Genomic DNA, 12,106 nt, shown 5'->3' with positions numbered 1-12,106 from the left:
GCGAGCTCGTCGTAGAGCCGGTCCACGCCGGGCGGCCCCGCCCCGGTGGCGGGGGAGGGCTCCTGAGCGCGGACGGCGGGCTCGTCGGCACGACGGCGCTGCGGGCCCGCTTCGCCGCCGCCCTCTCGGCGCTCTACGCCACCGAGGTGCCGGCCTACGGCACGCTCGTGGAGGTCGCCGGGGAGGTCAACGCCGCCGTCCTCGCCGCGGACCCGCAGGCGGCGCAGGAGCTCGGGAGCATCGAGCGGGTGACGGCGGAGCGCCACGGCGCGATCCGCGTGGGCACCGCCCGCGAGCTCGCGCAGGTGGGGCAGGTCTTCGCCGCGCTCGGCATGCGCCCGGTCGGCTTCTACGACCTGCGCGAGGCCGGGCAGCCCGTCCCCGTCGTCTCGACGGCCTTCCGCCCCGTGGACGACGCGGAGCTGGCGGCCAACCCGTTCCGGGTCTTCACCTCGGTGCTGGCCACGGACGACCGCCGGTTCTTCGACGCCGACCTCCAGGCCCGCCTCGAGGCGCGGCTGGCCGAGCGCGAGCTCTTCAGCCCGGCGCTGCTCGACCTCGCGGCCCGCGCCGAGGCCGACGGCGGCCTCGCCCCGGACGACGCCGACGCCTTCGTCGTCGCCGCGACAGCGGCCTTCGCCCTCTCGCCCGAGCCGGTGGACGCCGCCTGGTACGCCGAGCTGGAGCGGGTGTCCGGCGTGGCGGCGGACATCGGCGGCGTCGGGTCGACGCACGTCAACCACCTGACGCCGCGGGTGCTCGACATCGACGCCCTCTACGCCCGGATGACCGAGCGCGGCGTGGCGATGATCGACGCGATCCAGGGTCCGCCGGGCGGCGGTGCGCCGGTCCTGCTGCGGCAGACGAGCTTCCGCGCCCTGTCCGAGCCGCGGGCGATGCGCGACCCCGACGGCTCGGTGCGGGCGGGGGCCCTGCGCGTCCGCTTCGGCGAGGTGGAGGCCCGCGGGTGCGCCGTCACGCCCGCGGGGCGCGCCCGCTACGACGCGTGGATGGCTGCGGAGGGCTCGGCGGCGGACCGCGACGCCCTGTGGCGCAGGCTCTTCCCGGACGAGGCCGACGCCCAGGCGGCTGCGGGGCTCACGCAGGTGCGCTGGGTGCCGGTCGCCGACCGCCCCCGCGACGGCGCGACGCCGCCGGCCGACCTCGCGCGCCTGCTCGCCGACGGGTGGGTGCGCGCCGAGCCGGTCGTCTACGAGGACTTCCTGCCCGCCTCCGCCGCCGGCATCTTCGCCTCCAACCTCGACGGCACGGGGGAGCGGCGCGCAGACGCCGGTGGCAGCTCCCGCGACGCGGGCTGGCTCGCCGACGCCCTCGGTCGCGAGGTGCTCGACCCGGCGGACCTCTACGCCGCCGCCAGCACGACGAGCGCCGCCGAGGCGGCCCGCGCCCTGGGGCTGCCCCCGCTCGAGCAGCCCGCCGCCCGGCCCCTGGGCCAGGTGCTCGACGCGCCGGTCGCCACCGCCTGAGCCGCAGGCGCCGACCTGGGAGGCTCCCGACGTCCGCCCCCGGCCTCCCCACCACTCCGTCCCACCCCGAAGGAGCTCCGTCCCGTGACCAGCAGCACGCCCCCGCCCGCCGACCGCACCCCCGAGGGGGAGCCGCTCGAGGGGGCGCTCGCCGGACCCGGCGGCCAGCGCCCGGCAGGAGTGCTCGGTCTCGTCGCCGGCACCGACGAGATCCGCGAGCGGGCCCTGGCCGCGCTGCGCGCGTGCGGTGTCGACGTCGACGCGCTGCGCACCGAGGGCGAGGCCGCCGCGTCCGCGGGCGCGCCGGTCGTCACCGCCCGCACGCCCGTGACGGGGGAGGACCTCTTCCCCCTGCCCGCGACGAGCGCCGACGGCGTCGCCGCGGCCGTGGGCCTCGCCGAGGGCGCCTTCGCCGTGTGGCGCACGACGCCGGCCCCCGTGCGCGGCTTCCTCGTCAAGCGGCTCGGCCAGCTGCTCGTCGAGCACCTCGACGACCTGGCTGCGCTCGTCACCACCGAGGTCGGCAAGACGCCCTCGGAGGCCCGCGGCGAGGTGCAGGAGATGGTCGACGTCTGCGACCTCGCCGTCGGCCTCTCCCGCCAGCTGACCGGGCGCACGATGCCCTCGGAGCGCCCCGGCCACCGCCTCATGGAGACCTGGCACCCCCTCGGCCCCGTCGCCGTCGTCAGCGCCTTCAACTTCCCCGTCGCCGTCTGGTCGTGGAACAGCGCGCTCGCCCTCGTGTGCGGCGACCCGGTGGTGTGGAAGCCGTCGGAGCTCACCCCGCTGACGGCGCTGGCCTGCACGGCGCTCGCCGAGCGCGCCGCGCGCGAGTGCGGGGCGCCCGAGGGCCTCGTGCCCCTCGTCCTCGGCGGCGCCGACGTCGGGAAGCAGCTCGTCGACGACCCGCGCGTCCCCCTCGTCTCCGCCACCGGCTCGGTGCCCATGGGCCGCGACGTCGGCGCCCGCGTGGCCGCGCGCTTCGGCCGCACCCTGCTCGAGCTGGGCGGCAACAACTGCGCCGTCGTCGCCCCGTCGGCCGACCTCGACCTGGCGGTGCGCGGCATCGTCTTCGCCGCGGCCGGCACGGCCGGCCAGCGGTGCACCACCCTGCGCCGGCTGCTCGTCCACTCCTCGGTGGCCGACGAGCTGCTCGCCCGGCTCGTGGAGGTCTACGGGCGCCTGCCCGTCGGCGACCCCTCCGCCGAGGGCGCGCTCGTCGGCCCGCTCGTCGCGCCCCGCGCGCACGAGGCCATGGAGGCCGCGCTCGCGCGGGCCCGCGCCGACGGCGGCGAGGTCCTCGTCGGCGGGGAGCGCGTCCTCGTCGACGAGGCGCCGGCCGCGCGCTACGTGCGCCCGGCGGTCGTGCGCATGCCGGCGCAGACGGACGTCGTCCGCACCGAGACCTTCGCACCCGTCCTCTACGTCATGACCTACGACGACCTCGACGAGGCGATCGCCGTCCACAACGACGTCCCGCAGGGCCTCTCGAGCGCCATCTTCACGCTCGACGCCCGCGAGGCCGAGCGGTGGATGGCGGCCGACGGCTCCGACTGCGGCATCGTCAACGTCAACATCGGCACCTCGGGCGCCGAGATCGGCGGGGCCTTCGGCGGCGAGAAGGAGACCGGGGGCGGCCGCGAGTCGGGCTCGGACTCCTGGCGCGCGTACATGCGCCGGGCCACCAACACGGTGAACCACAGCCGGGAGCTGCCGCTGGCCCAGGGCGTCGACTTCGGCTGAGCCGCCGCCGCGTCCGCGAGACGCCCGTCCCGCATGTCGGGACGGGCGTCTCGGCGGTTGACGCCGCCCGGCGGCAGGAGCAGTGTTGGCGGCATGTCGAGCCAGCAGGGCGTCCTCGTAGTTCCCGGGCGTGCGTGAGCCCAGCGCCCTGACGGCTCCGCACGCGACCCCTCGACCGCCCGCTCCGCGCGGGCCGAGGGGTCTCGTCATGTCCGGGGTCGTCACACTGGACCCCGGCGCACGGTCCGCAGGTGCGACCGCCTGAGGGGCTCGACCGCACGACCGCACGACCGCACGACCGCACCGCCAGCTCGACCGAGACGCAGCAGCGCACCACCCGGGCCCGCCAGGCCCAGCGGCCCCTCCGGGGCGCCGTCGGAACCCCTCGCACGGAGGACACCATGGCCAGCGCCGACCAGCGCACCGCCCCGCGTCCGGGCCCCCGGCCCACCCCGCCCGCGCACGCCCAGGCCACCGTCGGCCAGGCCGCGGCCGACCGGCCCGGCGCCGCGGTCGAGCGCGGCGAGCCGATGACGGGCGCCCAGAGCCTCGTCCGCTCGCTCGAGGCCGCGCAGGTCGAGGTCGTCTTCGGCATCCCCGGCGGCGCGATCCTCCCCGCCTACGACCCGCTGCTCGACAGCGCGAGCGTCCGCCACGTCCTCGTCCGCCACGAGCAGGGCGCGGGCCACGCGGCGCAGGGCTACGCGCAGGCCACGGGCCGCGTCGGCGTCTGCATGGCGACCTCGGGCCCCGGTGCGACGAACCTCGTCACCGCCATCGCCGACGCGCACATGGACTCGGTGCCGATGGTCGCCATCACCGGTCAGGTCTCCTCCGCCGCCATCGGCACGGACGCCTTCCAGGAGGCCGACATCGTCGGCATGACGATGCCGGTGACGAAGCACAACTTCCTCGTCACCGACCCCGACGACATCCCGCGCACCATCGCCGAGGCCTTCCACATCGCCTCGACGGGCCGGCCGGGCCCGGTGCTCGTCGACGTCTCCAAGGACGCGCTGCAGGCGCGCACGACCTTCCTGTGGCCGGCGTCGCTCGACCTGCCCGGGTACCGGCCGACGACGACGCCGCACCGCCGGCAGGTCCGCGAGGCCGCCAGGCTGCTCGCCGCCGCGGAGCGCCCCGTGCTCTACGTCGGCGGCGGCGTGCTCAAGGCCCACGCCGCGGACGAGCTGGCCGAGCTCGTCGAGCTGTCCGGCGCCCCCGTGGTGACGACGCTCATGGCCCGCGGCGCGCTGCCCGACAGCCACCCCAGCCACCTCGGGATGCCCGGCATGCACGGCACCGTCGCCGCGGTGACGGCCCTGCAGAAGGCCGACCTGCTCGTCGCGCTCGGCGCCCGCTTCGACGACCGGGTGACGGGCAAGCTCTCGAGCTTCGCCCCGGACGCCGCCGTCATCCACGCCGACGTGGACCCGGCCGAGATCGGCAAGAACCGCGTCGTCGACGTGCCCATCGTCGGCGACGCGCGGGAGGTGCTCGCCGAGCTCGTGCCCGCGCTGCGCGCCGAGCACGCCGACGGGCACCGGGCCGACCTCACGACGTGGTGGCGCCAGCTCGACCAGCTGCGCCGCACCTACCCGCTGGGGTACGCCGAGGCCGAGGACGGCTCGCTGGCCCCGCAGCAGGTCATCACGCGGCTCGGCGAGATCGCCGGCCCCGAGGCGATCTACGTCTCGGGCGTGGGCCAGCACCAGATGTGGGCCGCGCAGTTCATCGGCTACGAGCGCCCGGGCAGCTGGATCAACTCCGGCGGCCTCGGGACCATGGGCTTCGCCGTGCCGGCGGCCATGGGCGCCAAGGTCGGCGACCCCGACCGCGTCGTCTGGGCCGTGGACGGCGACGGCTGCTTCCAGATGACCAACCAGGAGCTCGCCACGTGCGCGCTCAACGGCATCCCCATCAAGGTCGCCGTCATCAACAACTCGAGCCTCGGCATGGTCCGGCAGTGGCAGACCCTCTTCTACGAGGGTCGCTACTCCAACACCGACCTCCACACCGGCTCGGCGGTGGCGATGGGCCAGCGGATCCCCGACTTCGTCAAGCTCGCCGAGGCCTACGGCTGCGTGGGCCTGCGCTGCGAGCGTCCCGAGGACCTCGACGCGACGATCGAGGCGGCCATGGCCGTCACCGACCGCCCCGTGGTCGTGGACTTCGTCGTCCACCGCGACGCGATGGTCTGGCCGATGGTCGCCGCGGGCGTGAGCAACGACGAGATCCAGTACGCGCGCGGCGTCTCGCCCGAGTGGGACCGCGACGAGGAGACCAGCACCGAGGACGACGCCGCGCCGACGCCCACCGGGGCGGGCGTGGCCCACGAGGGGGAGGGGCAGCGATGACGCTCCTGCAGCCGGCCCAGCAGGTCGGGCGGACGCCGACGACCCGGCACACCCTGTCGGTCCTCGTCCAGGACGTGCCGGGCGTGCTCGCCCGCGTCGCGGGCCTGTTCTCGCGGCGCGGCTTCAACATCGTGAGCCTCGCCGTCGGCCCCACCGAGCAGGTCGGGGTCTCCCGCATGACGGTCGTCGTCGACGTCGAGAGCCTCCCGCTCGAGCAGGTCGTCAAGCAGCTCAACAAGCTCGTCAACGTGCTGAAGATCGTCGAGCTCGACGCGGGGGCGGCCGTCCAGCGCGAGCTGCTGCTCGTCAAGGTCCGCGCCGACGCGACGACCCGCGCCCAGGTGCTCGACGTCGTCCAGCTCTTCCGCGCGCACGTCGTCGACGTGGCGCCGGAGGCCCTGACGATCGAGACGACGGGCGAGCCCGACAAGATCGCCGCGCTGCTGCGCATGCTCGAGCCCTTCGGCGTCCGCGAGCTCGTGCAGTCCGGGCAGGTCGCCCTCGCCCGCGGCTCGCGGGCGATGACCGACCGGGCGGCCGACCGGCCGCTGCGCTCCGCCTGAGCCCGAGCCCGAGGACCCATCGGCCGGGGCCGACGCCCCGGCACCAGACCGCACCACCGCACCGCCGACCAGCACCGCCGACGACCGAGGAGCCCACCCCGTGGCCGACATGTTCTACGACGCCGACGCCGACCTGTCCCTGATCCAGGGCCGCACCGTGGCCGTCATCGGCTACGGCAGCCAGGGCCACGCGCACGCCCTGAGCCTGCGCGACTCCGGCGTCGACGTCCGCGTCGGCCTCGCCGAGGGCAGCCGCAGCCGCGCCAAGGCGGAGGCCGAGGGCCTGCGCGTCGTCACGCCGGCCGAGGCGGCGGCGGAGGCCGACTTCGTCGTCGTCCTCACGCCCGACCAGACCCAGCGCGGCCTGTACGCCGAGGCGATCGCCCCGAACCTCGCCGACGGCGACGTGCTGCTCTTCGCGCACGGCTTCAACATCCGCTTCGGCTACATCCAGCCGCCCGCGAGCGTCGACGTCGTCATGGTCGCCCCCAAGGGCCCCGGGCACCTCGTGCGCCGTGAGTACGTCGACGGGCGCGGCGTGCCCGTCATCGTGGCCGTCGAGCAGGACGCGAGCGGCGAGGCGTGGCCGCTGGCCCTCTCCTACGCCAAGGCCATCGGCGGCCTGCGCGCGGGCGGGATCAAGACGACCTTCACCGAGGAGACCGAGACCGACCTCTTCGGCGAGCAGGCCGTCCTGTGCGGCGGCGCCTCGGCGCTCGTCCAGGCGGGCTTCGAGACCCTCGTCGAGGCGGGCTACCAGCCCGAGGTCGCCTACTTCGAGTGCCTCCACGAGCTCAAGCTCATCGTCGACCTCATGTACGAGGGCGGCATCGCCAAGCAGCGCTGGAGCGTCTCCGACACGGCCGAGTACGGCGACTACGTCTCCGGGCCGCGCGTCATCGACGCCCGCGTGAAGGAGAACATGAAGGCGGTGCTCTCCGACATCCAGGACGGCACCTTCGCGAAGCGCTTCATCGCCGACCAGGACGCCGGCAAGCCGGAGTTCACGCGCCTGCGCGAGCAGGGCGAGCAGCACCCCATCGAGGAGACCGGACGCCAGCTGCGCGGCCTCATGAGCTGGGTCAAGAGCGACGACGACTACACCGAGGGCACCGCGGCGCGCTGACGCCGACCGCACCACCGGCCGCGCGCGGGCCCTGGTCGTGCGAGACCGACGAACGGCGGGACACCGGCCTCCGGTGCCCCGCCGTCCGTCGGTCTCGTGCGGTGGGCGCGGCGCCGAGGTCGAGCCGCGGCGACGTCCGGTGAGCGGTGCGCCGGCCCGTGGTCCCGACCGGGGAGGATGGGCCCATGGACGCCGACCGCCCCGCCGACGAGATCGTCCGCTTCTGGGAGACGGCGCGCAGCCGCGCCGGCCTGGGGCGGCTGTCGGTCGTCACCGGCACGAGCGCCGCGACGGCCGTCCCGCCGCCGGCGTGGGCCTTCGGCGCCGACCCGCAGCAGGCCGACGAGCTGCTGGCGCTCGTCCTCGAGGGCACCAAGACGGCGACGGCGAGCGCGCGCTGGGAGTACGAGGCCGAGGGGGAGGAGCTTCCCCGCCCGGGCGAGCTCTCGATCGTCCTCGACGGCGCCGGCCACCCCCGGGCTCTCGTGCGGACGACCTCCGTCGACGTGGTGCCCTTCCGCGACGTCACCGCCGAGCACGCCCACGCCGAGGGGGAGGGCGACCGGTCGCTGGCGCACTGGCGCGCCGTCCACGAGCGCTTCTTCTCCGCCACGCTCGCCGAGGTCGGCCGGGGCTTCGACGACGGGCTCCTCGTCGTCTGCGAGCGGCTGCAGCTGCTGCACCCGAAGCGCCGCCCGGTGCGGGAGCGGGCGCCCGAGCCCGTCGACGCCTGAGCCGGCCCCGCCCGTGCGCGGGCGCCGGCGCCGTGCCCCGCCTTGCAGGGACCCGGCGCGACGACCAGCCTCGAGGGATGGCCGGAGCAGACGCATGAGGGCAGTGACCTGGCACGGCACCCGCGACGTGCGGGTGGAGGAGGTGCCGGACCCGACGATCCAGGAGCCCACCGACGCGGTGGTCCGGGTGACGACGACGAACGTCTGCGGGTCGGACCTGCACCTCTACGAACCGCTCGGCGCCTTCATGGGCGTCGGCGACGTGCTCGGCCACGAGACCATGGGCGTCGTCGAGGCCGTCGGCTCGCAGACGGGGGACCTGCGGGTGGGCGACCGCGTGTCGATCCCCTTCCAGATCAGCTGCGGGCACTGCTGGATGTGCGACCGGCAGCTCTACACGCAGTGCGAGACGACGCAGGTCCGCGACCAGGGCACGGGAGCCGCGCTGTTCGGCTTCTCGCAGCTGTACGGCGAGGTGCCGGGCGGCCAGGCGGAGTACCTCCGGGTGCCGCAGGCCCAGTCCACGCACGTCAAGCTGCCCGACGGACCCCCCGACGACCGCTTCGCCTACCTCTCCGACATCCTCCCCACCGCCTGGCAGGGCGTCGCCTACGCCGACGTCCCCGACGGCGGGACGCTCGTCGTCCTCGGGCTGGGCCCCATCGGCGACTTCGCCGCCCGGATCGGCCTGCACCGGGGCTACCGCGTGATCGGCGTGGACACCGTCCCGGAGCGCCTGGCCCGGGCCCGCGCGCGGGGGGTGGAGGTCGTGGACCTCACCGACCACGAGGACGACCTCGGCGACGTCCTGCGCGACATGACGGACGGGCGCGGGCCGGACTCGGTGCTCGACGCCGTGGGCCTCGAGGCCCACGGGTCGCCCGCGACCACGGCGGTGCAGAAGGTCGCCGGGCTCCTGCCCGACGCCCTCGCCGCGCCCCTGCAGAAGGCGGCGGGCGTGGACCGCCTCAAGGCGCTGCACACCGCCGTCGACGTCGTCCGCCGCGGCGGCACCATCTCCGTGTCCGGCGTCTACAGCGGGGCGGCCGACCCGCTGCCGATGGTCACCCTCTTCGACAAGCAGGTCCAGCTGCGGATGGGGCAGTGCAACGTCAAGCGGTGGGTCCCCGAGATCATGCCGCTGCTCACCGACGAGGACCCGCTGGGCGTGGACGACTTCGCCACGCACCGGCTCCCGCTCGAGAGCGCGCCGGAGGCGTACCGGATGTTCGCCGAGAAGGAGGACGGCTGCGTCAAGGTGCAGCTGAAGCCCTGAGCGAGGAGCCCTGAGCGAGGAGCCCTGAGCGAGGAGCCCTGTGCAGGGACCCCTGAGCGAGGAGCCCTGACCGACGGGTCCCGACGACGACGCCCGCCCCGGCTGCTGCCGGGGCGGGCGTCGTCGTCAGCGCGGGGCGCCGCTCAGTACTTGCGCTCCATCGGCTGGTAGCGCGTCTGCACGACCGGCTTGTAGTCGAGGCGCACGGCCTCGCGGCCCTCGTCGTCCACGGCCTTGTAGGCCATGGTGTGGCGCATGAAGTTCACGTCGTCGCGCGCGGTGTAGTCCTCGCGGAAGTGGCCGCCGCGGGACTCCTGGCGGGCCAGGGCGCCGACGACGATGACCTCGGACAGCTCGAGCAGGAAGCCGAGCTCGACGGCCTCGAGCAGGTCGGTGTTGAACCGCTTGCCCTTGTCCTGCACCACGACCCGCTCGTAGCGCTCGCGCAGGCCGGCGAGGTCGGTGAGGCACTGCTTGAGGCTCGCCTCGGTGCGGAAGACCTGGGCGTTGGCGTCCATGGTCTCCTGCATGGCCTGGCGCAGGGGCGCCACGCGCTCGCCGGTCGCGCGGCCGCGGATGCCCTCGAGCGTCGCGACGACGCCGGACTCGGCGCCCTCGGGCATCTCGACGAGCGTCGTCGTCTCGTCGTTCGCGAAGTGCGCCGCCGCGAGGCCGGCGCGCTTGCCGAAGACGTTGATGTCGAGCAGCGAGTTCGTGCCCAGGCGGTTGGAGCCGTGGACCGACACGCAGGCGACCTCGCCGGCGGCGTAGAGGCCGCGGACGACGGTGTCGTTGTCGGACAGCACCTCGGCGTCGACGTTGGTCGGCACGCCGCCCATGGCGTAGTGCGCCGTCGGGTACACCGGCACCGGCTCGGTGTAGGGCTCGACGCCGAGGTAGGTGCGGGCGAACTCGGTGATGTCGGGCAGCTTGGCGTCGATGTGCGCCGGCTCGAGGTGCGTGAGGTCGAGGAGGACGTAGTCGCCGTCGGGGCCGGCGCCGCGGCCCTCGCGCACCTCGTTGGCCATCGAGCGGGCGACGATGTCGCGCGGCGCGAGGTCCTTGATCGTGGGGGCGTAGCGCTCCATGAAGCGCTCGCCGTCCTTGTTGCGCAGGATGCCGCCCTCACCGCGCGCCGCCTCCGACAGGAGGATGCCGAGGCCCGCGAGGCCCGTCGGGTGGAACTGGAAGAACTCCATGTCCTCCAGCGGCAGGCCGGCCCGGTAGGCGATGCCCATGCCGTCGCCCGTGAGCGTGTGCGCGTTGGACGTCGTCTTGTAGACCTTGCCGACGCCGCCGGTCGCGAGGACGACGGCCTTGGCGCGGAAGACGTGGATCTCGCCGGTCGCGAGCTCGTAGGCGACGACGCCGGCGACGGCCTTCTCGCCGAGCGGGTTCGTGCCCATGACCATGTCGAGCACGTAGAACTCGTTGTAGAACTCGACCTCGTGCTTGACGCACTGCTGGTACAGCGTCTGCAGGATCATGTGACCGGTGCGGTCGGCCGCGAAGCACGAGCGGCGCACGGCGGACTCGCCGTGGTTGCGGGTGTGGCCGCCGAAGCGCCGCTGGTCGATGGTGCCCTCGGGCGTGCGGTTGAAGGGCAGGCCCATCTTCTCGAGGTCGAGGACCGCGTCGATGGCCTCGCGGCACATCACCTCGGCGGCGTCCTGGTCGACGAGGTAGTCGCCGCCCTTGACCGTGTCGAAGGTGTGCCACTCCCAGTTGTCCTCCTCGACGTTCGCGAGGGCGGCGCACATGCCGCCCTGGGCGGCGCCGGTGTGGGAGCGGGTCGGGTAGAGCTTGGTGAGCACGGCGGTGCGCGAGCGCTGGCCGGCCTCGATGGCGGCGCGCATGCCGGCGCCGCCGGCACCGACGATCACCACGTCGAAGATGTGCGTCTGGACCATGGGGGCCACCTCTCGGTCGGGACCTCGTCGCGCCCCGGGCCCGGGACGTCGTCCTCGCCAGGGTAGGTGGTGCCCGGGCGATCGACGACGCCCGGACGAAAGGCTCTGCCTATCGACGCCGCCGGTGGCGCTACCGTCGGCCCGTGCAGCTGCAGCAGCTCGCCTGCTTCGTCGCCGTCGTCGACGAGGCGCACTTCACGCGCGCCGCCCAGCGCCTGCACCTGGCGCAGCCGTCCCTGTCCGCGCAGGTGCGCTCGCTGGAGCGCGAGGTCGGCGGGCCGCTGCTGCACCGGCGGCGCGGCGACGTCCGCCCGACCGAGGCGGGCGAGCGGCTCCTGCCCTACGCGCGGCGGATCCTCGCCGACGCGGCCGCCGCGAGCGCGGAGATGCGGCGCGTGCGCGGCCTCGAGACCGGCGTGCTGCGCGTGGGGGCGACGCCGAGCGCCGGCACCGCCCTGCTGCCCCCGGTCCTGCGGCGGTTCCACGACGCCCACCCGGGCGTCGTGCTGCACCTCGCGGAGGCGGGCTCGCGCGACCTCGTCGAGCAGCTCGCCGTGGGGGCGCTCGACCTCGCGGTCGTCGTCCTGCCCGTGGCCGCCCACGGCGGGGCCCTGGCGACGACGCCCCTGCTGCGCGACGCCCTCGTGCTCGCGAGCGCTGCGGACGGCCCCGCGCCGGTCGCGGGACCCAGCGCCGCTGCGGGCGACCTCGCCGACGTCGAGCTCGTGCTGCCCGGCCAGGGCTACGACCTGCGGGCGACGACGCTCGCCGCCTGCGCGGCGGCGGGGTTCGAGCCGCGCGTCGTCGCCGACGGCGGGGAGCTCGACGTCGTCGTCGCGCTCGTGCGCGCCGGCGTGGGCGCCGCGGTGCTGCCGCGGACGGTCGTCGACGGCGCCGGCGGCGCGCTGCG

At 75.3% G+C, this 12,106-nt stretch carries 9 protein-coding genes; 8 read left to right on the top strand and 1 reads right to left on the bottom strand.

Annotated features, from left to right (window positions below; translation table 11 throughout):
• The first annotated feature begins 62 nt into the window (after nt 1-62).
• The 7 genes from hglS to HLB09_RS07260 all read left to right on the top strand — a co-directional run bounded on the left by hglS (nt 63) and on the right by HLB09_RS07260 (nt 9,286).
• Nucleotides 63-1,487 carry a 2-oxoadipate dioxygenase/decarboxylase gene (gene hglS, locus HLB09_RS07290; RefSeq protein ID WP_171202732.1) on the top strand — a complete coding sequence of 475 codons (1,425 nt, stop codon included), beginning with the start codon at nt 63-65 and terminating at the stop codon, nt 1,485-1,487.
• A gap of 180 nt (nt 1,488-1,667) precedes the next feature.
• Nucleotides 1,668-3,230, top strand: coding sequence for an L-piperidine-6-carboxylate dehydrogenase (gene amaB / locus HLB09_RS07285; RefSeq protein WP_171202731.1), 1,563 nt, complete (start codon nt 1,668-1,670; stop codon nt 3,228-3,230).
• Nucleotides 3,231-3,631: 401 nt separating this feature from the next.
• Nucleotides 3,632-5,587 carry an acetolactate synthase large subunit gene (locus tag HLB09_RS07280; protein WP_171202729.1) on the top strand — a complete coding sequence of 652 codons (1,956 nt, stop codon included), beginning with the start codon at nt 3,632-3,634 and terminating at the stop codon, nt 5,585-5,587.
• Nucleotides 5,584-6,150 (top strand): acetolactate synthase small subunit, encoded by a 567-nt coding sequence (gene ilvN / locus HLB09_RS07275; RefSeq protein ID WP_171202728.1) that lies wholly within the window; start codon nt 5,584-5,586, stop codon nt 6,148-6,150. Before HLB09_RS07280 ends, ilvN begins: the two co-directional genes overlap by 4 nt.
• Nucleotides 6,151-6,250: 100 nt before the next feature.
• Nucleotides 6,251-7,276: a ketol-acid reductoisomerase gene (ilvC, locus tag HLB09_RS07270; RefSeq protein ID WP_344552854.1), complete on the top strand. Its 1,026-nt coding sequence runs from the start codon at nt 6,251-6,253 to the stop codon at nt 7,274-7,276.
• Between the two features lie 185 nt (nt 7,277-7,461).
• Nucleotides 7,462-8,010: an ASCH domain-containing protein gene (locus HLB09_RS07265; RefSeq protein WP_171202727.1), complete on the top strand. Its 549-nt coding sequence runs from the start codon at nt 7,462-7,464 to the stop codon at nt 8,008-8,010.
• A gap of 94 nt (nt 8,011-8,104) precedes the next feature.
• Complete coding sequence (locus tag HLB09_RS07260) at nt 8,105-9,286, top strand: zinc-dependent alcohol dehydrogenase (RefSeq protein ID WP_171202726.1); 1,182 nt, start codon at nt 8,105-8,107, stop codon at nt 9,284-9,286.
• A gap of 143 nt (nt 9,287-9,429) precedes the next feature.
• On the opposite strand, the gene sdhA is transcribed toward HLB09_RS07260, so the two are convergent.
• Entirely contained in the window at nt 9,430-11,196 is a 1,767-nt protein-coding gene (gene sdhA, locus HLB09_RS07255) for a succinate dehydrogenase flavoprotein subunit (protein ID WP_171202725.1), read from the bottom strand.
• Between the two features lie 143 nt (nt 11,197-11,339).
• On the opposite strand from sdhA, the gene HLB09_RS07250 reads away from it, so the two are divergent.
• A partial coding sequence (locus tag HLB09_RS07250; RefSeq protein ID WP_171202724.1) for a LysR family transcriptional regulator occupies nt 11,340-12,106 on the top strand: 767 nt, incomplete at its 3' end.

The organism is Pseudokineococcus marinus, from assembly GCF_013004605.1.
In the GTDB taxonomy this organism is placed as follows: Bacteria; Actinomycetota; Actinomycetes; order Actinomycetales; family Quadrisphaeraceae; genus Pseudokineococcus; species Pseudokineococcus marinus.
This window is presented reverse-complemented; position numbering and strand designations above follow the sequence as displayed.

What these genes read in the sequence shown, in the direction of transcription:
- HLB09_RS07280 (WP_171202729.1), top strand. Translation starts at nt 3,632, where the DNA reads ATGGCCAGCGCCGACCAGCGCACCGCCCCGCGTCCGGGCCCCCGGCCC.
- ilvN (WP_171202728.1), top strand. Translation starts at nt 5,584, where the DNA reads ATGACGCTCCTGCAGCCGGCCCAGCAGGTCGGGCGGACGCCGACGACC.
- HLB09_RS07265 (WP_171202727.1), top strand. Translation starts at nt 7,462, where the DNA reads ATGGACGCCGACCGCCCCGCCGACGAGATCGTCCGCTTCTGGGAGACG.
- HLB09_RS07260 (WP_171202726.1), top strand. Translation starts at nt 8,105, where the DNA reads ATGAGGGCAGTGACCTGGCACGGCACCCGCGACGTGCGGGTGGAGGAG.
- sdhA (WP_171202725.1), bottom strand. Translation starts at nt 11,196, where the DNA reads ATGGTCCAGACGCACATCTTCGACGTGGTGATCGTCGGTGCCGGCGGC.